We start from the raw sequence: 24,033 nt of genomic DNA, 5'->3' as shown, positions 1-24,033 counted from the left end.
ACGCCCTCCCAAGGGCAGGCTTCACGCCCGCCTGTTTCGATCTTGATGCGACAATCGACCATCGTGCGTCAACGGTCCAGCAATGCGCATGCATGCCATCATGCGCACAATGCTTGTGTCGAACCGAGCCAGAGCTATAGATTGCGCGCGAAATATTCCGTGAGACAGACATGCCCGATTTTCCGACACTGGCGAAGCTCGCCGAAGACCTCGAAAGCGGCCGCACCACCGCCCGCAAGCTGGTCGAGGCATGCCTCGCCAAGATCGCCGACCCCGCCGGTGAGGGCCGCCGCACCTTCATCCATGTCGATAAGGACGCGGCGCTGACCACCGCCGATGCCATGGATGCCCTGCGCAAGGTCAAGGCGGCGCCCTCGCGCTATGCCGGCATCCCGATCTCGATCAAGGACCTCTTTGACATCAAGGGCCAGGTGACGCGCGCCGGCTCCCGCGCGCTCGACGATTCCCCGGCGGCCGAGCAGGACGCGGCCACGGTATCGCGGCTGCGCAAGGCCGGCTTCGTGCTGATCGGCCGCACCAACATGACCGAGTTCGCCTATTCCGGCATCGGTATCAATCCGCATTACGGCACGCCGAAGGGCGCCTGGAACCGGGCCGAAGGTCACGTGCCCGGCGGCTCCTCCTCCGGCGCGGCGGTCTCCGTGCTCGACGGCATGGCGCATGGCGCGCTCGGTACCGACACCGGCGGCTCCTGCCGCATTCCAGCCGCCTTCAACGGCATCGTCGGTTACAAGCCGACGCAGCGGCGCGTGCCGCTCGATGGCACCGTGCCGCTGTCGTTCTCGCTCGACAGCATCGGGCCGCTGGCGCGATCGGTCAGCTGCTGTGCCATACTCGATGCCGTGCTCGCGAACGAGCCCATCGTCGCGCTGAAGCCGCGGCCCGTAAAGGGCATGCGGCTGGCGGTGCCCACCACGATCGCGCTCGATGATCTCGATGCGGAGGTCTCCGAGACCTTTGAGCGCGCGCTGAAGACGCTTGCCGACCATGGCGCCGCCATCGAGCGCATCGAGATGTCCGAATTCCACGACATCGGCCCGATGAACGCCAAGGGCGGCTTCGCTGCCTCCGAGAGCTATGCCTGGCACCGCTATCTCATCACGTCCAAGGGCGACGTCTACGATCCTCGCGTGTCGGTGCGCATCATGCGCGGCGAGGCGCAGAGCGCGGCCGACTACATCGATCTCCTCAACGAGCGCCGCTCGCTGATCGCGCGCGTCAATGCGCGCATTGCGCCCTATGACGCCCTGGTGCTGCCGACCACCGCCAACACGCCGCCGAAGATTTCCGATCTCGCCGACGACAAGGCCTTCACCACTCAGAACCTGCGCGCGCTGCGCAATTGCACCCTGATCAACATGATCGACGGCTGCGCCATCTCGCTGCCCTGTCATCGCGCGGGCGACGTTCCTGTCGGCCTGATGCTTGCGGGCGCGGGCGGCTCGGATCGCCGTATCTTTGAGCTTGCTGCCGGCATGGAGGCCGTCATTCGTGTTTGACCTCACTTTCACCATCGACGCCCAGGACACCACCACGCCGCTGACCTTGGCGATCGACCAGATGGTCATCGCCGGCTGGACCGGCCGCGATCCGGTCGCGCGCGACAAGCACATCGCCGAGCTACAGGAGATGGGCATCGCCCCGCCGGCCTCGACGCCGATCTACTACCGCGCCTCGGCGCGGCGGCTGACCCAGGAAGACCGCATCGAATGCAGCGGCGGCGATTCCAGCGGCGAGGTCGAGTTCGTGCTGATCGGCTGGCAGGGCCGCATCTTCGTCGGCTGCGGCTCCGATCACACCGACCGCAAGGTCGAGGCCTATAACGTCACGGTCTCCAAGCAGATGTGCGACAAGCCGATCGCCTCGACGCTGTGGGAGCTCGAGGACGTCATCGGTCATTGGGACAAGATGATCCTGCGCTCCTACGCCACGATCAAAGGCGAGCGCGTGCTCTACCAAGAGGGCACGCTGGATGCGATGCTCCCGGTCGCCGACCTCATCGCGCGCGGCTTTGATGGCGGGAAGCTGCCCGATGGCTGCGCCATGTTCGGCGGCACCTTCGCCGCCAAAGGCGGCATCCGCCCTGCCGACCGCTTCGATTTCGAGATTGAAGATCCCGTGCTGAAGCGCACGATCAAGCACGGCTACGACGTGGTGACGCTGCCGGTGAGGGGCTGATCTCTCCCCGCCGTCGTTGCGAGCGAAGCAATGCAGGCTGGTTCCGAGGAGGGACTCTGGATTGCTTCGTCGCAAGGGCTCCTCGCAATGGCGGGGGGATGGTCATCGGAAATCGGGTGGCGGCGGGGGCGTCGTATTGCGAGAGTCGCAGCCATGACAGCAACCGCACGCAAATCGTCCCATTCTCCCTCCATTGACCTCGCCGGGCAGATCGACGCACTCGATTGGCCGCAAATCACCGCCGAGCTCGACTCCCAAGGCTGCGCCGTCCTGAAGAACCTGCTGACGTCGGACCAATGCCGCGCCATGGCCGAACTCTATCCGGACGATACGCACTTCCGCAGCCGCATCGTCATGAGCAGCCACGGCTTCGGTCGCGGCGAGTACAAATATTTCTCCTATCCGCTGCCCGAGCTGATCGCGCAGCTGCGCCCGGCGCTCTATGCGCATCTCCAATCCGTCGCCAATCGCTGGAACGAGGCGATGGGGATCGACATCCGCTATCCCACAGCGCATGCGGCATTCCTGAAGCGCTGTCACGAGGCAGGGCAGGCGCGGCCGACGCCGCTGCTGCTGCAATATGAGGCTGGCGACTACAACTGCCTGCACCAGGACCTCTATGGCGAGCACGTGTTCCCGCTCCAGGTCGCGATCCTGCTCTCCGAGCCCGGGCGCGATTTCACCGGCGGCGAGTTCGTGCTGACCGAGCAGCGGCCGCGCATGCAGTCCCGCGCCGAGGTGGTGCCGCTCGCGCAGGGCGATGCGGTCGCCTTCGCTGTGCATCACCGCCCGGTGCAGGGGACACGCGGCACCTACCGCGTCAATCTCCGCCATGGCGTCAGCCGTATCAGGTCCGGCCATCGCCACACGCTGGGTGTGATCTTCCACGATGCCAAATGAGCGCTGCGATTGACGGGTGATCTGTTCGACAATGTCGCCGAGGCGCAGCGCTCACGCGAGCAGATCGCGGACGGTGCCGTGCTGCTGCGCGGCTTCGTCAAGCCGATCGAGAGCGAGCTGGTCGATGCGGTGCGGGCCATCGTCGCGCAATCGCCGTTCCGGCGGATGACCACGCCCGGCGGCTATCAGATGTCGGTGGCGATGACCAATTGCGGCGAGCGCGGCTGGATCACCGATCACACCGGCTATCGTTACGATCCCATCGATCCGCGCACCGGCGCGCCTTGGCCGGCGATGCCGCCGGTGTTTTGCGATCTCGCCCGCCGCGCGGCGGAGCAGGGCGGCTTTGCCGGCTTTGCGCCCGATGCCTGCCTCGTCAATCGCTACGAGCCCGGCACGCGGCTGTCGCTGCATCAGGACAAGGACGAGCTGGATTATTCCGCGCCGATCGTCTCGGTCTCGCTCGGCCTGCCCGCGACCTTCCTGTTCGGCGGCCTCGCGCGCGCCGACAAGCCGCGCCGCTTCCGACTTGTTCATGGCGATGTCGTGATCTGGGGCGGCGCCAGCAGGCTCGCCTATCACGGCGTCGCGCCGCTCGCCGATGGCGAGCATCCGCTGCTGGGAAGGAAGCGGATCAATCTGACATTTCGCAGGACGCGCTAGGGACCCGTCATTCCGGTGGCGCGCGCTAGCGCGAACTATGGTGCGCATCGCCCCGGAACGACACTAAGGCTTCGGCGGATGAATGAACGCCCACGGGCTCACCTCCGAATCCCTGGTCACCTCGACCGAGATCAGATACGGCCCGCCATGGCTGAGCGCCTTCTCCATCGCCGCCTTGAACTGATCGGGCGCGGTCACGCGTGCTGCGGCCACGCCAAAGGACTCCGCGAGCTTGACGAAATCCGGATTGACGAGGTCCGACGCCACCACGCGGCCGTCGAAGCGTTCGCGCTGGTCGCGTCGGACATTGCCATAGGCGTTGTTGTTGAACACGAGCGTCACCACGCCGATGTTGAACTGCACGGCGGTGGCAAGCTCCTGCACGCCGAACATGAAGCCGCCGTCGCCGGTGATCGCCACCACCGGCTTGTCGGGATTGGCGACCTTGGCGCCGAGGGCGGTCGGAAAGCCCGAGCCGAGCGTGCCCTGGTAGCCCGAGGTGATGAAGGTGCGCGGCTGGTACACCGGGAAGCCGTACCAGGAGGCGAAGCCGACCTGCGACAGTTCATCGGTGACGATCGCGTTGTGCGGCAGCACCTCGCGCAGGATGTCGAGATAGGCCATCTGCGGCTGGATGCGCTGGATCTCTGCTTGCGCCGCCGCAGTGGCTTCGCGGATGTCTCCGCGCCGGCCGCGGCCTTTGGCATAGCCGACCTTCTTCACGGCGGCGACGAGATCGGCGGTGCCGGCCTTCGCATCGGCGACAATCCCGACATCGGCGGCGAGCCGGCGCATCTCGGCCGGATCGATGTCGATACGAATGGATTTCAGGCCGCTCGGTTGACAGGGCCAGCGGAAACCGGATGCCGGCAGCTCCGCGCGCGTGCCGATCGCGATCATCAAATCGGTTGTCGGCCACAATCTGTAGGCCGCCGCCATGGTAAGGCCGAGCTCGTGCGCGTTGGAGACGATGCCGCGGCCGCTGCGGAAGGCGACCACGGGCGCATCGATCATCTCGGCCAGCTCGAGGATCTCCTCGCGCGCCTCGATCGCGCCGCTGCCGACGAAGATCATCGGCGACTTGCCCGCCTTGATGAGCGCGGCCGCCTGCTTGATCGTATCAGGATCGGGTTGCGGCGCAGGCAGCGGCTCCAGCACCTGGGCAGCTGCCGTATTCGCGCGCTGGGTGAGAACGTCCCAGGGCATCTCGACCGAGGCGGGACCGCGCCGTCCCGACATCATCTCCTGGAACGCGCGCGCGACGACCGTCGGCGCGTTGCCGGGATATTCGATGCGCTCGGCCCATTTCACATAGGTGCGCAAGGTCGCGAGCTGGTCCGGCATCTCGTGCAGATGGCCGCGGCCCTTGCCCAGGAACGGCGTCGGCACCTGGCCGGTGACGCACAGCACCGGCTCGTTGCAGCCGAACGCGGTGAGCAGAGCCGCGCTGGCATTGAGCACGCCGGGGCCTGGCACCACGCTGAACACGCCGGGTCGGCCGCTCGAGCGCGCATAGCCGAATGCCATGTAGCCGCAGGCCTGCTCATGTCGCGCGCCGATCACCTTGAGCTGGGCCTGATGAAACGCGTCGAACAGGCCGTAGACTTGCGCGCCAGGCAGGCCGAACACGGTGTCGACGCCATGGGCGACGAGCCCGCTTACGATCGCTTCGCCGCCGGTGAGGGTGGTCATTGCACTATTCCACTTTGGTTGTTGGTCAGGCTTCGTCGATGATGCCGTTGCGTAGAGCGCCGATGCCCTCGGCCGCGATCTCGACGACGTCGCCGGGCTTCAGGTATCGCGGCGGATCGAACCGCGCGCCCGCTCCGGTCGGCGTGCCCGTGACGATGATATCGCCGGGGACGAGGGTTGCGAAGGTCGAGATATAGTTGATGAGATAGCGGAACGGAAACATCAACCGGCTGGTGCGATCGTCCTGCCTGAGCTCGCCGTTGACATGCGTGGTGAGACGAATGTCCGCAATCTGCGATTCCGATGTGTAGGGCACGAGCCACGGGCCGAGACTGCCGCTGGAGTCAAAGTTCTTGCCCTGGGTGACGTTGAACTTGGCATGACGCAGCCAGTCGCGCACCGAGCCCTCGTTGCACAGCGTCAGCGCCGCGATGTGGTCGAGCGCGGCGCTTTCTGGAATGTGCCGGCCCTGCTTGCCGATCACCAGCACGATCTCGCCCTCATAGTCGAGCTGCGCGGAAGCACGCGGGCGGACCAGCGGCGTGTCGTGGCCGACGAAGGAGCGTGGGCTCCGCATGAACATGCTGGGATATTTCGGCGCGTCCTGGCCGTCCTTGTATTCGGCGTTACGGTCGGGATAGTTGACGCCGATGCAGATGATCTTTTCCGGCGCGGGCACCGGCGGCAGCCAGGTGATGTCGGCGAGCGCGTGATCGGCCGTGCGGCCGGTGGCCTCCTCGGCGAGGCTCACGAGCTTGCCGGCCGCGATCACCTCGCGCAGGGTGGGATAGTCCTTGGCGTAGCGCGCCGACAGATCGATGATGCCGCCGTCCACGACGGCACCGTAGCGGGTTGCACCCTTGACGGAATACGTGGCGAGGCGGGGGAGTATCATCAATCCGCCACCAGCACGTCGGCCACGAATCTCGGCTCGCGCACTGGCTGGCCCGTAAAGGGCGAGCCTCGCTCGAACCAGGAGCGCGGGGCAGGCGCGCCCCACAGCGTCTGGCGGCGCGGATCGCGCAACGACCAGCGCAGCGGCTCATGGTCGTGATCGCCGGTGAAATAATCGCTGGTGTAGAGCTCGAGGCGGTGGCCGTCGGGGTCGCGGACATAGAGGAAGAACGCGTTCGAGATGCCGTGACGTCCCGGGCCGCGCTCGATGTTCTTCACGAACCCTTGCGAGGCCATGACGTCGCAGAGATGGATGATGTTCATCGCCGTCGGCGTCCAATAGGCGAAATGGTGCAGCCGCGGGCCCTTGCCGTTGGTGATGGCAAAATCGTGGACATTGCCTTTGCGATGCATCCAGGCCGCGGCGATGCGCCCGTTCGGGCCGTCCTCCTCGGCATATTCGGTGAGGCGGAAGCCGAGCCGGGCGTAGAACTCCATCGTGTCCTGCACTTCGGCAGCGAACACGTTGAAATGGTCGAGCCGTTGCGGATGGCAACCCCGGTAGAGGTCGTAGCGGCGCAGCAAATGCGGTCGGCGATCCATCGATGCATAGAGCTCGATCTGGAAGCCGAAGGGATCGGTGAACTGCAGCGTGCGGCCCTGGAACGGCTGATCGGCGAAGGCGTAGCTGAGGCCGTGCTCGGACAGGAACGCGGCCGCCTTGTCGAGATCTTTGTCGTTGCCGACCTTGAGGCCGAGCCTGTTGCAGGCGGGCACGGCTGCCTTGCGCAGCACCAGCGAATGATGCTGATGCTCCTCGGCGGCGCGCAGGTACACGACCTTGTCGTCGGCGTCCTCGACATGCAGGCCGACGGTGGTCTCGTAGAACGAGCGGCTCAGCTTCAGGTCGGTGACGTCCAGCACGACGTGGCTGGAGCGGATGATGTTGAACGGTGGCTCGAAGACGTGTTGCGGTACGGGCATGTACGTTTCCCCTCGTCCTGTCATTCCCGGGGCGGTCCGCAGGACCGAACTATGGTGCGCAATTGCGCACCTGAGAATCTCGAGGTTCCGGGTTCTCCGGGCCGCGCTTGCGCGGTCCCGTCACCCCGGAACGACGAAGCGTTAAATTCCCAGCTTCTGAATCTTGTGCGTGCCCCGCGCCAGCGAGACGTGCTTGGTTTCCATGTAGAAGTCGAATGAATAGTCGCCGCCGTCGCGGCCGATGCCGGAGGCCTTCATGCCGCCGAACGGCGTCGGCAGATGGCGGACGTTCTCCGAGTTAAGCCAGATCATGCCGGCCTCGAGCGCATCCGCAACGCGCAATGCGCGGCCCATGTCGTTGGTCCAGACATAGCCGGTGAGGCCATAACGGATGTCATTGGCGATCTCGACGGCGTCCTTTTCGTCCTTGAACGGCAATACCGTGAGGAACGGGCCAAACACCTCCTCCTGCGCCACGCGCATCTTGCTGTGCGCGCCGGTCACCAGCGTCGGCTCGACATAGTGTCCGCCGCCCGGGCCGTCAAAGGCCTTGCCGCCGACCGCGATGGTCGCGCCGTCCTGGCGTGCGACGTCGAAATAGGAGCAGACTTTTGCGAGGTGGCGCTCGTGGATCAGCGGCCCGATCTCGGTGGCGGGATCGAGGGGATGGCCGATCCTGAGCGCCTTCACGCGCGCGGTCAGCTTCTCCATGAACTTCTCCGCGATGCTCTGCTGGATCAGCAGGCGGCTTGATGAGGTGCAGCGCTCGCCGTTGAGCGAGTAGATCATGAACACGACGGCATCGAGCGCGCGGTCGAGATCGGCATCGTCGAACACGATCACGGGGTTCTTGCCGCCGAGCTCGAAATGCACCCGCTTCAGCGTGGGCGCGCCCTGAACCATGATCGCCGAGCCGGTCGCGCTCTCGCCGACGAAGCCGATCGCCTTGATGGCGGGATGCTCGGTCAGCGCCTTGCCGGCCTCTTCGCCAAAGCCGTGCACGGTGTTGAGCACGCCGTCGGGAACGCCGGCTTCCTTCACGAGCCTCGCCAGAATGGAGGCCGTCACCGGCGACCACTCGGCCGGCTTGTGCACGACAGTGCAGCCGGCGGCCAGCGCCGGGGCGATCTTCCAGGTCGAGAGCATGAACGGCGTGTTCCACGGCGTGATCACGCCGACGGGGCCGATCGGCACGCGGGTCGAGATGTTCCAGTGCTCGTCGCTCGGCGTGTTGAGGCCGTCGCGCGCTTCGGCGCATTTGTCGGCGAAGAAGCGAAAGTTCTCGGCGGCGCGGATCGCGGCCTTGGCCATGAAGCGATAGGCCTGTCCGGTGTCGATGCATTCGAGCACGGCGATGTCTTCGGCATTGTCCTCGATCGCATCGGCCACCCGATGCAGCAGCTTGCGCCGCATCGCAGGCCCCATGTCGCGCCAGGACTTGAAGGCGATCGCCGCGGCCGTTGCCGCCGCGTCGACATCCTCCGCATTGCCACGCGCGACGCTGGCGAGCACGGCGCCATCGACCGGCGATTTGGTCTCGAATGTCTCGCCCGAGATCGAGGCGACGGTCTTGCCGTCAATCGTGTGGCCGATGCCATCAGCGCGCAGCGTCTTCAGCAGCGGCGCGATGCGGTCGCGGTTGGCCTGAAATACGTCGGCTTTCGGCGTGGGCTTATCCATGGGCAGCCTCTACTTTCAGGGCGTCGTGGATGTTGTTGCGCTTCCAGCTCGTATCCTTGTCGTTGATCTGCATGTCGAACGATAGGGCGAACTTGCTGGCGGCGAAAACGGGATCGAGATGTCTTGAGAGCGCCTGGAAGACCTGCTCGCCGGCCCTCTGGCGCGTGGGAAGGTCGCGGCCCTCGCCGATGCGCAGCACCATGTCGAGAAAGCCGTAATCCTGCCGCGCGTCGGCGATCGCATAATGCTCGCACTTCACGGCGCGGACGCGGATGCCGCCGAGCGGGAAGATGCCGGTCTCGACCGCCGCCTTGCGCACCACTTCGCAGACCGCGCCGATGTCGAGACGGCCATCGAGATTGGCCGAATATTCGATGGTGAAATGCGGCATCGCGGTTTCACTCCCTGTCTTCTTGTCCGCCTTAAGCGAAGTAGCAGCTCACCGAGCCGTAGGCGCCATAGTCGGCTTGAATTGTGTCGCCCTTGCGGGTCTCGATCGGACGGATGAAGGAGCCGGCGAGCACGACCTGACCGGGCTCCAGCGCAAGGCCGAGCGGCGCGATCTTGTTCGCAAGCCACGCCACGGCTGTCGCAGGATGATTGAGCACGCCGGCGGCAAGGCCGGTTTCTTCCAGCTGGCCGTTCTTGAAGCAGAGCGCTCCGATCCAGCGCAAATCGGCGTCGAGCGGACGGATCGGCCGTCCGCCGAGCACGATGCCGGCATTCGCCGCATTGTCGGCGATGGTGTCGAAGATTTTTCGCGTGGCTTTGGTCCTGGGATCGACGCGCTCGATTCGCGTGTCCAGGATCTCCAGCGCCGGCACGACGAAGTCGGTGGCGTTGAGCACGTCGAACAGCGTGCACGCAGGGCCGGTGAGGCGCTTGCTCATGACGAAAGCGAGTTCAGCCTCGACGCGCGTCGCGATGAAGCGCTCGGTCGGGATGATCCCGCCATCGGCGAAGAACATGTCGTCGAGCAGCACGCCGGAATCCGGCTCGTCGATATTGAGCGCGCTCTGCATCGCCTTCGAGGTCAGGCCGATCTTGTGGCCCTTGACGATGCGCCCCTCCGCGATCTTGACGTCGACCCAGGCCTTCTGAATCGCGTAGGCATTGGCAATGGTGATGTCAGGGAAATCCTGCGAGAGCTGGCGAATCTGCGAACGGGTCTTCTCCGCCTGATGCAGACGCCTCGCGCAAGCCTGGATATCGTCGTTGGAAAGCGCCATTCGTCATCATACAAATCGTGGTGCCCGGAGATACTTAACATGTTAAATGAATGCGTCAAACGGAATCTCGGGTTGTTGCACTGCAAACGTTTTGCAGTCTGAAAGGGCGTCATGAGCAAGAGACCGGCTGACCCCGCCAACGGAAGCGTGCCTGCCGCGCGCCAGGTGCCGATGCGCGACTTCTCGCGCTCGCTACCGATGTCGCTGCTGCGGGCGCGCGAGGCGGTGATGCGGCAGTTCCGGCCCTCGCTGCGCGAGCACGGCCTGACCGAGCAGCAATGGCGTATCCTGCGGGCGTTGGCGGCCATCGAGGCTGTCGAGGTCACGGAACTCGCGCGTACCGCCTTCCTGCTCGGGCCGAGTCTGTCGCGCATCCTGCGCGACCTCGAGGCGCGCAACCTGATCGAGCGCAAGACGGCGAAGGCGGACCAGCGTCGCAGCATGGTCTCGATCTCGAAGGAGGGCGTGAAGCTGATGGCCGCGGTGGCACCGACGTCGGAAGCGATCTATGCCGAGATTACGCGGCGCTTTGGCGCACGTAAGCTCGCCGAATTGCAGGAGATGCTCGGCGAACTCGAGCACAGCCTCGCCGGGCTCCGAAGCGCGGATGATACCCTCGCGGAGGGATGAGCCCAGATATGCGTGCGTGCGCGGTCAGAGCCATGGACATTCACGCTTTTTTTCGCTCAAAGTGCGGCCCAACGCGATCCGCGGCGAGTGAGAGCAACAGGGAAGGAAAGGCAACGTGGCGAACAAAGTCAAAGAGATCTGGAAGTCGGGCAAGGCCGTGGTCAACGCGTGGCTGGCAATTCCCTCCGGCTTCTCGGCGGAGATGATCGCGCAATGCGGCTTCGACAGCGTCACCGTCGACATGCAGCATGGCGTGCAGGACTATCTGTCGATGGTGCAGTGCTTCCAGGCCATGGACAAGCATCCGGTGACCCCGATGGTTCGCGTGCCCTGGAACGAGCCCGGCATCATCGGCAAGGTGCTGGATGGCGGCGCCTATGGCGTGATCTGCCCGATGGTCAACACGCCGCAGGAAGCCCGGAACCTGGTCTCCTATGCGAAATATCCGCCGAAGGGCGTGCGCTCCAACGGTCCGATCCGCGCCGGCATGTACGGCACTGCGGGCTCCTACCAGAAGACGGCCAATGACGAGATCGTGCTGCTGCCGATGATGGAGACCAGGACCGCGGTCGAGAACATGGAAGCGATCCTCGACGTCGAGGGCATCGACGGCGTCTATATCGGCCCGTCCGACCTCGGCTTCTCCTACGGCCTCGAGCCCAAGCTCGACCGCAGCGAGCCCGAGATCCTCGCGATCTACGAGAAGATCATCAAGGAATGCGGCAAGCGCGGCCTCAACCCGGGCATCCATTGCAGCGGCGCCGAAGGCGCTGCGCGCGCCATCAACATGGGCTTCAAGCTGGTGACGCTGTCCAACGAAGTCGGCCTGATGACGACCTATGCCAAGATGCAGGTCAACGCGACCCGCAAGGATTCCGGCGGCAAGGCCTGATGCTCTCGCGTCCCGGACGCGATGCAGCGCGTAGCGCTGTTTCGCAGAGCCGGGACCTGGAAGCCAATGAAGCACATGACGTAAGCCTGGGCCCCGGATCAACAGCGCACCGCTATCGCGCTGCGCAGCGTCCGGGGCACGATAGTTTCGATACAGGAGACCACCCATGACCATCAGCCCCGTCATCCGCCTGCATCCCGATGATGGCGTGGTGATCGCGCGCGCGAGCCTGCCGCCGGGAACATGGGTCGCAGACGGCGTGACCACGGTCGATCGCATTCCCTCCGGCCACAAGGTCGCGATCAAGCCGATCGCAACGGGCGAGCCGGTCAAGCGCTACGGCCAGATCATCGGCTTTGCCACCCAGGCCATCGCGCCCGGCCAGCACGTGCACACCCAGAACTGCGGCATGGGCGACTTCGCCAAGGACTACGCCTATTGCGCCGACGTCAAGCCGACGCCGAATTTCGACCTGCCGGCGACGTTCGAAGGCATCCGCCGCCCGGACGGCCGCGTCGCCACGCGCAACTATATCGGCATCCTCACCTCGGTGAATTGCAGCGCGCATGTCGCAAGCCTCGTCGCCGACGTCTTCAAGAAGAATCCCTTCACCGGCGACAATCCGCTGGCCGACTTCCCCAATGTCGACGGCGTGGTCGCGCTGACCCACAAGACCGGCTGCGGCATGACGCAGAACGAGCCGCTCGCGCTGCTCCGCCGCACCCTCGGCGGCTACGCGCGGCACGTCAATTTCTCCCATGTCATCGTGCTCGGCCTCGGCTGCGAGGTGAACCAGATCGGTGGCCTCATGGAAGAGCAGAAGCTCGCCGGCCGCTTGCGTGCGATGGACATCCAGGAGGTCGGCGGTACCCGCAAGACGGTCGAAGCAGGCATCGCCTTCGTGCGCGAGGCGCTCACTGACGCCAACAAGGTCAAGCGCGAAACCGTGCCCGCGAGCGAATTGACCGTGGCGCTGCAATGCGGCGGCTCGGACGGCTATTCCGGAGTATCAGCCAATCCTGCGCTCGGCGCTGCCAGCGATCTCGTGGTGCGTCACGGCGGCACCGTGATCCTGTCGGAGACGCCGGAGACCTACGGCGCCGAGCATCTGCTCACGCGCCGCGCGATCAGCCGCGAGGTCGGCGAGAAGCTGGTCGATCTCATGCGCTGGTGGGACGAATATACCGCGCGCGAAGGCGCCGAGATGAACGCCAATCCGAGCCCCGGCAACAAGGCCGGCGGCCTCACCACCATTCTGGAGAAGTCGCTCGGCGCGATGGCGAAGGCCGGCACCACCAATCTCGTCGAGGTGCTGCGCTACGCCGAGCCCGTCACCAAGAAGGGGTTCGTCTTCATGGACACGCCCGGTTACGATCCCGTGGCTGCGACCGGCCAGGTCGCCGGCGGCGCCAACCTCGTCTGCTTCACGACCGGCCGCGGCAGCGTGTTCGGCTGCAAGCCGGCACCCTCGATCAAGCTCGCCACCAACACGCCCATGTACAAGCGCATGGAAGAGGACATGGACGTCAATTGCGGCACCATCCTCGAAGGCGAGGAGAGCGTCGAACAATGCGGCCAGCGCATCTTCGATCTCATCCTCAAGACTGCCTCGGGCCAGCCGACCAAGAGCGAGAGCTTTGATTTCGGCGGCGCCGAGTTCGCGCCATGGGTGCTGGGCGCGACGATGTAAGAAAGTGAATGGCGAATAGGGAGTGACGAATAGGACGGGCAAGCTTATTCGCTATTCGCCACTCACCATCCGCCCGTGCCGTAGGCACCCTCTGCCCGTTGTTAGTGCTTGATCACGCTGACCTCAGGTGTTCTGCTCAAAAAAGCTGCTGGAGCACCGCACCCCGTGTCGATTTACGTCGCGCTACACCACGTCACGCACTACAAGTACGACCGCCCCATCGACCTTGGCCCGCAGACCATCCGCCTGCGGCCGGCGCCGCACACGCGCACGCCGATCCTGAGCTATTCGCTCAAGGTCACGCCCGCCAACCATTTCGTGAACTGGCAGCAGGACCCGCAAGGCAACTGGCTTGCACGCTACGTCTTTCCGGAGAAGACCACCGAGCTGAAATTCGAGGTCGACTTCACGGCGCAGATGACCGTGGTCAACCCGTTCGATTTCTTCGTCGAGCCCTACGCCGACAGTTTTCCGTTCGAGTATCCGAAGGACCTGAAAACGGAGCTCGCGCCTTATCTCGAGACCATCAAGCCCGATCGCCTGTTCGCCAAATTTCTCGACTCGATCCCGCACGAGGCCCCGAACACCGTCAACTTCCTGGTCGAGCTCAATCGCGAGCTCCAGAAGAAGATCCGCTACATCATCCGCATGGAGCCGGGCGTTCAGACGCCGGAGGAGACGCTTGCCTCCGGCGCAGGATCGTGCCGCGACTCCGCCTGGCTGCTGATCCAGACCTTGCGCCATCTCGGTCTCGCCGCCCGCTTCGTCTCCGGCTATCTCGTCCAGATCCGTCCCGACATCGATCCGATCGAGGGACCGCCCGAAGTCGAGAACGATTTTACTGATCTGCACGCCTGGGCCGAGGTCTATCTGCCCGGCGCGGGCTGGATCGGATTCGACGCGACCTCCGGCATGCTTGCGGGCGAGGGGCACATCCCGGTGGCCGCCACGCCGCATTATAGCTCGGCCGCGCCGATCTCCGGCGGCGCCGGCTTTGCCGAGGTCGAGTTCTCCTTCGATATGAGCGTCAAGCGCATCCGCGAGGCGCCGCGCATCACAAAGCCGTTCTCCGACGAATCCTGGGCGCGGCTCAACGACCTCGGCGAGCAGGTCGACGGCGATCTCGCCGCGCAGGACGTACGGCTCACCATGGGCGGCGAGCCGACCTTCGTCTCGGTCGACGATCTCGAGGCGGGTGAGTGGAATACCGAAGCCGTCGGCCCGACCAAGCGCACGCTCGCCGACGATCTGATCCGCCGCCTGCGCACGCGCTTCGCTCCGGGCGGCCTTTTGCATTACGGCCAGGGCAAATGGTATCCGGGCGAGAGCCTGCCGCGCTGGGCCTTCGGCCTCTACTGGCGCAAGGACGGCGTGCCGATCTGGAAGAACGCCGATCTCATCGCGAAGATCGCGAACCCACGGCGGCCCGAGGTCAGGGACGCCGAGGCCTTCATGGAAGGCACCGCCGCGCGGCTCGGGGTCGATCTCGGCTACATCATGCCGGCCTATGAGGACCCGGCCTATTGGCTGATGAAGGAGGCCGAGCTTCCGGTCAATGTCGATCCCACCGATTCCAAATTGTCCGATCCCGAAGCGCGCGCACGCATGGCGCGCGTGTTCGACCAGGGCCTGACCACGCCGCGCGGCTTCGTGCTGCCGATCCAGCGCTGGAATGCGCCGCCGCGCTGGCGCAGCGAGCGCTGGCCGCTCCGGCGCAATCATCTGTTCCTGACGCCGGGGGATTCTCCGCTCGGCCTGCGCCTGCCGATGGGCTCGCTCGGCTACGTCCCGCCGAACCAATATCCCTACGTCGTTGAACAGGATCCGACGGAGCCGCGCGGCAAGCTGCCGGTGTTCACCCGCATGGCGCGCCCGCCATCGCCGCCGCGCACCGCCCCCGAGCATCTCAACACGTCCATTCCCGTGCGCACCGCCATGGCAGTGGAAATCCGCGACGGCGTGATCTGTGCCTTCATGCCGCCGGTCGAGCGCATCGAGGATTATCTCGAGCTTGTCTCGGCACTGGAAGACACCGCCGAGGAGATGCAGCTTCCCGTTCACGTCGAAGGCTATCCGCCGCCGTTCGATCCGCGCATCGAGGTGATCAAGGTGACGCCCGATCCTGGTGTCATCGAGATCAACATCCAGCCGGCCAGGAGCTGGCGCGATGCGGTCGAGATCACCTCCGGCCTCTATGAGGACGCGGCGAAGGTCCGCCTCGGCGCCAACCGCTTCCTGGTCGACGGCCGCCACACCGGCACCGGCGGCGGCAATCACGTCGTGGTCGGCGGCTCGAGCCCACAGGATTCGCCGTTCCTGCGCCGGCCTGATCTGCTGAAGAGCCTCGTGCTGTACTGGCAGCGGCATCCGTCGCTGTCCTATTTCTTCTCCGGCCTCTTCATCGGCCCGACCAGCCAGGCGCCGCGCATCGACGAGGCCCGCCACGACAGCATCTACGAGCTCGAGATCGCGCTCTCGCACGTGCCGCCGCCCGGTTACCAGACGCCGCTGTGGCTGGTGGACCGGCTGTTCCGGCATCTGCTCGTCGACATCACCGGCAATACCCACCGCGCCGAAATCTGCATCGACAAGCTCTATTCGCCGGAGGGGCCTACGGGGCGGCTCGGTCTCGTCGAATTCCGCGCGCTCGAAATGCCGCCGGATCCGCGCATGTCGCTGGCACAGCAGCTCCTGATCCGCGCGCTGATCGCAAAATTCTGGCGCGAGCCGCTGGCCGGCAAGTTCGTGCGCTGGGGCACCGCGCTGCACGACCGCTTCATGCTGCCGCATTTCATCTGGGAAGATTTTCAGGAGATGCTCACCGAGCTGAAGCAGTTCGGCTACCCGTTCGAGCCGGAATGGTATCTGGCCCAGCTCGAATTCCGCTTTCCCGCCTTCGGCCGGGTCCATCATGGCGGCGTGACGCTGGAATTGCGGCAAGCGCTCGAGCCCTGGCACGTGCTCGGCGAGGAGGGCTCGGCCGGCGGCACGGTGCGCTATGTCGACTCGTCGGTCGAGCGGCTCCAGGTCAAGGCCGAGGGCTTCGTCGAGGGCCGCCACATCGTCACCTGCAACGGCCGCCGCCTGCCGATGACCCCGACAGGACGCTCGGGAGAAGCCGTGGCCGGCGTCCGCTTCAAGGCTTGGCAGCCGGCTTCCGGCCTGCACCCGACCATCCCCGTCCACGCGCCCCTGACCTTCGACCTGATCGACACCTGGAACGGCCGCTCGCTCGGCGGCTGCGTCTACCATGTCGCCCATCCGGGCGGGCGCAACTACGACACCAAACCGGTCAACACCTACGAGGCCGAGGCGCGGCGGCTGGCGCGCTTCCAGGACCACGGCCACACCCCGGGTCCGATGCAGCCGCCGCCCGAGGAACGCACAAATGAGTTTCCGCTGACCCTCGACTTGCGGACGCCGCTCCTGCAATGAGTATGATGCGGGGGCAGTGAGAGGCGCATGGGCGAGGGCGTAGCCGAAGACAACGATCAGGCGGGTAGGGCCCAGGCCCAGCAGCGGATCGCGCAATGGGTCCGCGACTACACCCGCCTGCCCGGCATTCCCGACGAGTTCCTTGGGCCCGACGGTGCGCCGCGCGCGGTCTGGAGCCGCTTCTTCGATGCCTTCGGCGCGCTGGCGCCCGACGAGATCGAGCGGCGCTTCGGCATGGCCGATCGTCATCTCCGCGAGGCCGGCGTCACCTACCGCGCGCCCGGCGACAGCGCCGATCGGCCCTGGTCGATCAGCCATCTGCCGCTTTTGATCGACGAGGCCGACTGGCAGCAGCTTTGCGCCGGCATCACCCAGCGCGCCGAGCTGCTCGAGCGCGTGCTGCGCGATATCTATGGCGAGGGCCGGCTCGTCACCGAAGGCGCGCTGCCCGCGGCCGCGATCGCCGGCAGCCCCGAATATCTCCGTCCCGTATGCGGCGTGCCGCCGCCGGGCGGGCGCTATCTCTCGATCTATGCCGCCGACGTCGGCCGTGGCCCCGACGGCCGCTGGTGGGTGCTCGGCGACCGCACCCAGGCGCCCTCGGGTGCGGGCTACGCGCTGGAGAACCGCCTGGTGCTCTCGCGCGCCTTCTCCGACCTCTATAAGTCGATGAACGTGCCGCGTGTCGCGCCCTTCTTCGAGTCGTTCCGCGACTCGCTACGTGCGCGGGCCGACCGCGACGAGCCGCGGATCGGCGTGCTCACCCCCGGCAGCTTCAGCGAGACCTATTTCGAGCATGCGACACTGGCGCGCTATCTCGGCTTCCTGCTGGTCGAGGGCGACGATCTCGCGGTCAGCGACAACCGCGTCCACATCCGCACCGTCGCCGGGCTCAAGCGGTTGGATGTGCTGTTGCGCCGGATCGATTCCAACTCGCTCGACCCGCTCGAGCTCGATGCCTCCTCGCGGCTGGGCGTGCCTGGCCTGATCGATGTGCTGCGCAAGGATGGCGTCGTCGTCGCCAACATGCCTGGCTCGGGCGTGCTGGAGGCGCGGGCGCTGCTCGGTTTCCTGCCGGCGCTGAGCCGCCGCCTGCTCGGCGAAGAGCTGAAGATGCCGCACATCGCGACCTGGTGGTGCGGCCAGCGCGCTGCGCGCGACGAGGTGCTGGCAAGGCTCGACGAGGTTGCGATCGAAGGGGCCTATTGGCGCGGCGTGCCCGGTTTCGACAGCAATGGTCCGGTGCTTGCGAGCGAGCTGGATGCCGCCGAGCGCCAGCGGCTGGTCGATGCGATTACAGCGCGCGGCATGGACTATGTCGGCCAGGAGGTGGTGCGGCTCTCGACCATGCCGGTGTGGGAGCATGGGCAGATCACGCCGCGTCCTTTCGTGTTGCGGGTGTTCGCCGCCGCAACCCCGGACGGCTGGGCCATCATGCCCGGCGGATTCTGCCGGATCGCCGAGCAGCCGGACGCACGCGCGGTGTCCATGGGCGATGGCGCGCGCGCCGCCGACGTCTGGGTCGTCTCCGACAAGCAGGTCTCGACCGCGACGCTGCTACCCGCGACCGACAAGGTGCGCATCCGCCGCATCGCCGGCGTGCTGCCGAGCCGCGCTGCCGACAATCTGTTCTGGCTCGGCCGCTACCTCGAGCGCGCCGAGGCGACGCTGCGGCTGGTGCGCGCTTTGGGCTCGCCGAGCGGGCCCAACAAGGGCACCGCGGCCTCGGTGCAATCGGCCGAACGCATCCAGCGCATGCTGGTGGCCTGGGGCGCGGTCTCGCAAACCTCGCGCACCGCGCCCGGGCGCATCGTCGCAGAAGGGTTGCAAAGTCCCGACCGTTTCGGCTCGGCGCTGTCGCTGGTGCGCGCGGCCCAGCGCACCGCGACTTCCTTGCGCGAGCGGCTGTCGCCCGATGCCTGGCAGGTCATCACCGAGATGGCCGAGCGTCTCGCTTATGAAGTGGAGGACGACGACAGCGTACTGCGCGCGGCCGAGCTGACGTTGCAGGAGCTTGCGAGCTTCGCAGGCCTTGCCCAGGAGAACATGAACCGCGCCGCGGGCTGGCGTTTCCTCGACATCGGTCGCCGCGTCGAGCGCGCCATCAACACCACGCGCTTTACCCGTCAGTTCGCCTATGACGAGGCCGGCGACGAGGATCTCGACATTCTGCTGACGCTGGTGGATTGCCAGATCACCTACCGCTCGCGTTATCTGCTGGCGCCGATCCTGGCACCGGTGCGCGACCTCGCCGTGCTCGATCCCTACAATCCGCGGTCGGTGGCCTTCCAGGTGACCACGCTGAACGAGCACATCGCCGCGCTGCCGAGCCTGAAGGAGCACGGCCTGATCGAGAAGCCGCAGCGCCTCGCGGTAGCGATGCAGGCGATGCTCGCGACCGCGGAGGCCGAAAAGCTCGAGGTCAAGACCCTGTTCGCCCTGGAGCAGGATCTGCTCAGCCTCGCCGACGCGGTCGGGCAGCACTACTTTCCGCACGGTCCCAATGCCAGCCGGCCGGAAAAGCTGACGGGGCTGGCGTGATCTACGACATCCGTCACGTCACCACCTACGAGTACGAGAATCCCGTCAGCTTCGCCCGCTGCACGCTGCGACTGGAGCCCAGAAGCGGCGGCGGCCAGGATTTGATCTCGCACGATGTCGAGATCCATCCACGCCCGGCCGAGCGCAACGTGCGGCGCGACTTCTTCGGCACGCTGACCGAGAGCGTGGTGATCGAAGCCGCGCATCGCAACTTGCGGATCGATTCACGTTCCCGTGTATCTGTCTCGCGACAGCCGCCGGCGCGTGATGCCGCGAGCCCACCATGGGAGACCATCCGCGACGTTGCCTTCGAGGCGACGAGCCTCGGACCGTCCTCGCCGGTCGGCTATGTCTTTGCGAGCCCGCTGGTGCCGGTGCTGCGCCCGGTCAGCGCCTATGCGGCGGAAAGTTTTCCGCCCGGCGCGGGTGTCCTCAAAGGCGCGGTGGATCTCATGCATCGCATTCGCAACCAGTTTCGCTACGACCCCAAGGCTACTGTGATCTCGACGCCGCTCAATGAGGTCTTCGACAAGCGCCACGGGGTCTGCCAGGACTTTGCCCATGTGATGATCGCAGGGCTGCGCGGGCTCGGTCTTCCGGCCGCCTATGTCAGCGGCTACCTGCGTACCGCTCCGCCGCCCGGCCAACCGCGCCTGCAAGGTGCCGACGCCACCCACGCCTGGGTGTCGCTCTGGTGCGGGGCGGAGCTCGGCTGGATCGATTTCGATCCGACCAACGATCTCCTGGTCGCCAATGATCATATCGTGCTCGCGGTCGGGCGCGACTTTTCCGACGTCTCGCCGGTCGACGGCGTCATCGTCGGCTCGCCAAAACAGAAGCTCGGCGTCGCCGTCGACGTGCTGCAGGTAGAATAACCGCAATCTTGCGGTCTGGACACCCGGCGCCTCTAGGGTGTATCGCGCCATCGTTGCAACCGAGCTATGGCGGAGCGCAACTGCAACATCTTTCCGGATTTCCGCCCCGGGATTTGGCCAAGCGGCCCAAGATGGGCTATGCTGGCTCTTGCATCGAGGACGAGAGGAAATGTCGGGAATTGGCGTGAAACACCACCGACAATCGGGGCCGCACCCATGATGACGTTACCGAGACTGGCGGCGGAAACCCTGGAGAAGATGCTGGGCTCGTTCATGCGTCGCCGGTACGATGAGACGTCTGCAAGTATCGTCGAGAGCGCCACCCGCACCGCGATGGAATGCATCGGCAACAGCGATGCGCTCTATCATAACATCGAGCATACGATGCTGGTGACGCTGGCTGCCCAGGCGATCCTCAAGGGCCGAAGTCTTCATACGCATCTGTCGGCCGAAGATTACGTCCACGTCCTGATCGCCTGCCTCGCCCACGACATCGGCTATGTGCGAGGCCTGTTCGAGGAGGACGATTGCGATGGATTCGTGATCGATGCGGCCGACACCAAGATCTCCCTGCCGCGCGGCGCATCTGATGCCAGCTTGATGATGTATCACGTCGATCGGTCAAAGCTTTATGTCACGCGGCGGCTGCGACATATTCCCGGACTCGACCCGGACCGCATTGCCCGCGCTATCGAGGGCACGCGCTTTCCGGCCCGCGAGGGCCAGGACTATGACGAGGATGCCTCGATCCTGCGCGCGGCCGACTTCATCGGCCAGCTCGGCGATCCCAACTATCTGCGCAAGGCCAACGCGCTCTATTACGAATTCGAGGAGGTCGGCATCAATCGTCAGCTCGGCTACGATTCGCCGGCCGATATCGTGAACCGCTATCCGCAATTCTATTGGAACAGCGTCGCACCGCACATCCAGACCGAGATCAGTTATCTCAACAAGACCGAGATTGGCCGGCAATGGATCGCCAACCTCTACAGCAACGTCTTCCGCGCCGAACGCGACATCTCGCTGTCCGGTCCGCAGAAATAGCGGCGCGTTTTATCGGCCGCCGGTGGCGCCCAAGCCCGGCGATGCCGATCAGTACGAGGGCACCGGGATCGGCCTTTCGATCGCATCGCGCATCGTGCAACGCCACGGCGGACGCATCTGGGCCACTGCCGAGGTCGGCAAGGGCGCAGCATTCTATTTCGGCATTCCCGACTGAACTGCGCTCGAGCCGCCGCATTCGATCTTGATTTGCGTCGACGTTGGTGCGGGCGGCGGCTGCTCTGGCTGTCGCCCCGAAATGGCCGTGCTATCATGACGCCGTGCCCCCGGGCTTCGCATGCCCGCGGTCTCCGATTTTTCCTCATCTCGGGAACCTTTTCCGATCGGAGCCGTCCAAGCTGAAGGACCGCTGCTGGATGCGGCCCGTCGGAAGAGGAGGCTGTTGATGAAGTCACAAGCGCGCAAGCTTGAGCGTGTCGCGGTCGCGCAGGCGCCGAGCGATCGGCCTGAGAGGTATGAGGTCGAGCAGGCGGTCCGGACCATGATCCGCTGGGCCGGCGACGATCCCGAGCGCGACGGCCTGCGCGACACGCCGGATCGGGTTGCGCGCGCCTTCGAGGAATATTTTACCGGTTATGCGCAGGATCCGACCGAAATCCTGCAAAAGACCTTCGAGGAGATCGAAGGCTATGACGAAATGATTGTCCTGCGCGGCGTTCGCTTCGAAAGCCATTGCGAGCACCATATCGCGCCGATCGTCGGCCGTGCCTGGGTCGCCTATATCCCGCAAGGGCGCGTGGTCGGCATCAGCAAGCTTGCGCGCGTGGTCGATATCTATGCCAAACGGCTCCAGATCCAGGAGAAGATGACTGCGCAGATCGCCAACACGATCAACGACGTGCTGAAGCCTCAAGGGGTCGGCGTCATCATCAAGGCGACGCATCATTGCATGACGACGCGCGGTGCGCACAAGCCCGGGACCGATCTCGTCACCAGCCGCATGTTAGGGGTGTTTCGCGATAATGCGCTGACCCGCCAGGAACTGCTGGGCCTGGCCAACTCGGACGATTGATCCGCGACAGCGCGAGGAGACGACGCCATGACCGAGGACAACAAGCCGCGTGGGCCCGACCTGACCAGGGGCGTGTCGCTGACGGAGTTCAAGGACGGTAAATTGCTTGGTCATGTCGGCGAGGAGGATGTCCTGCTCGTTCAGGCCGGCAGCGAGATTTTTGCGATCGAGCCGGCTTGCAGCCATTACCACGGCCCGCTCGCGGAGGGGCTCGTGGTCGGCGAGACCATCCGCTGTCCCTGGCATCATGCCTGCTTCTCCTTGCGCTCGGGCGAGGCCACCCGCCCGCCGGCGCTGAATCGGCTTGCGCTATGGGACGTCGCGCGCGACGGCGACAGGATCGTCGTTCAGCGCAAGCGCGAGGCACCCAGGCCGTCAACGGCTCATCGCAGCGCGCCGACGCCGGAAAAATTCGTCATCGTCGGCGGCGGTGCGGCCGGCTTCGCGGCAGCGGCGACGCTCCGGCGCGAAGGCTTCGCCGGTGCCATCACCATGCTCAGCAATGACGGCGCGATGCCGGTCGATCGGCCGAACCTCTCCAAGGATTATCTCGCCGGCAGCGCGCCGGAGGACTGGCTGCCGTTACGGTCCGAGGATTACTATCGGGACACCGGCATCGATCTCAGGCTCAACACGAATGTCTCTGCGGTCGATCCAAAATCTCGCAGCGTCACGCTGGGCAATGGCGACAGGCTGCCATTCGACCGTCTGCTGCTTGCGACCGGGGCCGAGCCGGTGAAGCTCCAGATTCCTGGCGCCGACCAGCCCCATGTCCACACCTTGCGATCCGTTGCCGACAGCCGCGCAATCATCACGGCGGCAGGCAGCGCGAAACGCGCGCTCGTGATCGGCGCCAGCTTCATCGGCCTCGAGGTCGCGGCTTCCTTGCGCGCGCGCAAGCTGGAAGTCCATGTGGTCGCGCCGGAAGAACGGCCGATGCAGAAGCTGCTCGGCGCCGAGATGGGCGACTTCGTCCGGTCGCTGCATGAAGAGAATGGCGTTGTTTTCCACTTGAAGGATACGGTCGAAAAGCTCGACGGCAAGCGCGCGAGGCTGAAGAGCGGGGCTGTCGTTGAGGTTGACCTCGTCGTGGTCGGCATTGGCGTCAAGCCGCGCCTCGCGCTGGCCGAACAGGCGGGCCTCGCCGCCGATCGCGGCGTGAGCGTGAGCGAATATCTGGAAACCAGCGTCGCCGGCATCTTCGCGGCCGGCGACATCGCACGCTGGCCCGATCCGCATTCCCGGCAAACCATTCGTGTCGAGCATTGGGTGGTGGCGGAACGGCAGGGTCAGACCGCGGCGCGCAACATGCTCGGCAAGCGCGAGCGCTTCGACGCGGTGCCCTTCTTCTGGTCCCAGCACTACGACGTGCCGATCAATTATGTCGGCCACGCCGAGAGCTTCGACGACATCGCGATCGACGGCAGCATTTCCGGCAAAGACTGTCTGCTGAAGTACCGCAAGGCCGGCCGGGTGCTGGCGGTCGCTTCAATTTACCGCGATCTCGACAATCTCAAGGCCGAGCTCGAAATGGAACGGTCGCGCGCCTGACGCACCGCATTCGATCTTGATTTGTGTCAATGCTGCTGCCGGTGCAGCTGCTCTGCTGGCTGTCGCCCCGGTACGGTGCGTGCTATTCTGGCGTGTACCCGCGG

General features: G+C 65.6%; 20 protein-coding genes. 14 read left to right on the top strand and 6 right to left on the bottom strand.

All coding sequences use genetic code 11. The features are described 5' to 3' along the window. Positions 1 to 170 precede the first annotated feature (170 nt). From EAV90_RS12860 to alkB, 4 genes are all read left to right on the top strand, one after another. Positions 171 to 1,520: an amidase gene (locus EAV90_RS12860; protein WP_122404238.1), complete on the top strand. Its 1,350-nt coding sequence runs from the start codon at positions 171 to 173 to the stop codon at positions 1,518 to 1,520. Then, positions 1,513 to 2,199 (top strand): DUF2848 domain-containing protein, encoded by a 687-nt coding sequence (locus tag EAV90_RS12855; protein WP_129143528.1) that lies wholly within the window; start codon positions 1,513 to 1,515, stop codon positions 2,197 to 2,199. Before EAV90_RS12860 ends, EAV90_RS12855 begins: the two co-directional genes overlap by 8 nt. A gap of 153 nt (positions 2,200 to 2,352) precedes the next feature. Beyond that, a complete protein-coding gene (locus EAV90_RS12850) occupies positions 2,353 to 3,099 on the top strand; it encodes a 2OG-Fe(II) oxygenase (RefSeq protein ID WP_129143527.1) in 747 nt (248 codons plus the stop codon). 9 nt (positions 3,100 to 3,108) lie between these two features. Further along, positions 3,109 to 3,762, top strand: coding sequence for a DNA oxidative demethylase AlkB (alkB, locus tag EAV90_RS12845; protein WP_129143526.1), 654 nt, complete (start codon positions 3,109 to 3,111; stop codon positions 3,760 to 3,762). 63 nt (positions 3,763 to 3,825) lie between these two features. Here alkB and EAV90_RS12840 read toward each other — a convergent pair whose 3' ends face one another. The 6 genes from EAV90_RS12840 to hpaH all read right to left on the bottom strand — a co-directional run bounded on the left by EAV90_RS12840 (position 3,826) and on the right by hpaH (position 10,241). Next, positions 3,826 to 5,454, bottom strand: coding sequence for a thiamine pyrophosphate-dependent enzyme (locus EAV90_RS12840; RefSeq protein WP_129143525.1), 1,629 nt, complete (start codon positions 5,452 to 5,454; stop codon positions 3,826 to 3,828). Between the two features lie 25 nt (positions 5,455 to 5,479). Continuing rightward, positions 5,480 to 6,349: a fumarylacetoacetate hydrolase family protein gene (locus EAV90_RS12835; RefSeq protein ID WP_129143524.1), complete on the bottom strand. Its 870-nt coding sequence runs from the start codon at positions 6,347 to 6,349 to the stop codon at positions 5,480 to 5,482. Continuing rightward, positions 6,349 to 7,332 carry a 3,4-dihydroxyphenylacetate 2,3-dioxygenase gene (gene hpaD, locus EAV90_RS12830; RefSeq protein WP_129143523.1) on the bottom strand — a complete coding sequence of 328 codons (984 nt, stop codon included), beginning with the start codon at positions 7,330 to 7,332 and terminating at the stop codon, positions 6,349 to 6,351. Before hpaD ends, EAV90_RS12835 begins: the two co-directional genes overlap by 1 nt. Positions 7,333 to 7,473: 141 nt before the next feature. After that, a complete protein-coding gene (gene hpaE, locus EAV90_RS12825; protein WP_129143522.1) occupies positions 7,474 to 9,012 on the bottom strand; it encodes a 5-carboxymethyl-2-hydroxymuconate semialdehyde dehydrogenase in 1,539 nt (512 codons plus the stop codon). Further along, positions 9,005 to 9,403 carry a 5-carboxymethyl-2-hydroxymuconate Delta-isomerase gene (locus EAV90_RS12820; protein ID WP_129143521.1) on the bottom strand — a complete coding sequence of 133 codons (399 nt, stop codon included), beginning with the start codon at positions 9,401 to 9,403 and terminating at the stop codon, positions 9,005 to 9,007. The genes hpaE and EAV90_RS12820 overlap by 8 nt, the downstream gene beginning before the upstream one ends. A gap of 31 nt (positions 9,404 to 9,434) precedes the next feature. Continuing rightward, complete coding sequence (gene hpaH, locus EAV90_RS12815) at positions 9,435 to 10,241, bottom strand: 2-oxo-hept-4-ene-1,7-dioate hydratase (protein WP_129143520.1); 807 nt, start codon at positions 10,239 to 10,241, stop codon at positions 9,435 to 9,437. 111 nt (positions 10,242 to 10,352) lie between these two features. On the opposite strand from hpaH, the gene hpaR reads away from it, so the two are divergent. From hpaR to EAV90_RS12760, 10 genes are all read left to right on the top strand, one after another. After that, positions 10,353 to 10,871, top strand: coding sequence for a homoprotocatechuate degradation operon regulator HpaR (gene hpaR / locus EAV90_RS12810; protein WP_122404228.1), 519 nt, complete (start codon positions 10,353 to 10,355; stop codon positions 10,869 to 10,871). A 115-nt stretch (positions 10,872 to 10,986) separates the two neighbouring features. After that, positions 10,987 to 11,763 (top strand): HpcH/HpaI aldolase family protein, encoded by a 777-nt coding sequence (locus tag EAV90_RS12805; protein ID WP_128262697.1) that lies wholly within the window; start codon positions 10,987 to 10,989, stop codon positions 11,761 to 11,763. 166 nt (positions 11,764 to 11,929) lie between these two features. Beyond that, on the top strand, positions 11,930 to 13,453 hold the full coding sequence (locus tag EAV90_RS12800) for a UxaA family hydrolase (RefSeq protein ID WP_129143519.1): 1,524 nt from the start codon (positions 11,930 to 11,932) through the stop codon (positions 13,451 to 13,453). Positions 13,454 to 13,618: 165 nt separating this feature from the next. Continuing rightward, a complete protein-coding gene (locus EAV90_RS12795) occupies positions 13,619 to 16,888 on the top strand; it encodes a transglutaminase family protein (RefSeq protein WP_129143518.1) in 3,270 nt (1,089 codons plus the stop codon). 27 nt (positions 16,889 to 16,915) lie between these two features. Beyond that, complete coding sequence (locus EAV90_RS12790) at positions 16,916 to 19,429, top strand: circularly permuted type 2 ATP-grasp protein (RefSeq protein ID WP_122404224.1); 2,514 nt, start codon at positions 16,916 to 16,918, stop codon at positions 19,427 to 19,429. Beyond that, entirely contained in the window at positions 19,426 to 20,304 is an 879-nt protein-coding gene (locus EAV90_RS12785) for a transglutaminase family protein (RefSeq protein ID WP_129143517.1), read from the top strand. Before EAV90_RS12790 ends, EAV90_RS12785 begins: the two co-directional genes overlap by 4 nt. A 216-nt stretch (positions 20,305 to 20,520) precedes the next feature. Further along, a complete protein-coding gene (locus EAV90_RS12775) occupies positions 20,521 to 21,348 on the top strand; it encodes an HD domain-containing protein (protein WP_129143516.1) in 828 nt (275 codons plus the stop codon). Next, positions 21,266 to 21,523, top strand: a complete 258-nt coding sequence (locus EAV90_RS41220) for an ATP-binding protein (protein ID WP_283810464.1) — start codon at positions 21,266 to 21,268, stop codon at positions 21,521 to 21,523. Before EAV90_RS12775 ends, EAV90_RS41220 begins: the two co-directional genes overlap by 83 nt. 228 nt (positions 21,524 to 21,751) lie before the next feature. Then, on the top strand, positions 21,752 to 22,378 hold the full coding sequence (folE, locus tag EAV90_RS12765; RefSeq protein WP_122404221.1) for a GTP cyclohydrolase I FolE: 627 nt from the start codon (positions 21,752 to 21,754) through the stop codon (positions 22,376 to 22,378). 27 nt (positions 22,379 to 22,405) lie between these two features. After that, entirely contained in the window at positions 22,406 to 23,929 is a 1,524-nt protein-coding gene (locus tag EAV90_RS12760; RefSeq protein WP_129143515.1) for an FAD-dependent oxidoreductase, read from the top strand. The last annotated feature ends 104 nt before the right edge of the window (positions 23,930 to 24,033 follow it).

The sequence above is a fragment of the Bradyrhizobium vignae genome, assembly GCF_004114425.1.
GTDB lineage: Bacteria > Pseudomonadota > Alphaproteobacteria > Rhizobiales > Xanthobacteraceae > Bradyrhizobium > Bradyrhizobium vignae.
This window is presented reverse-complemented; position numbering and strand designations above follow the sequence as displayed.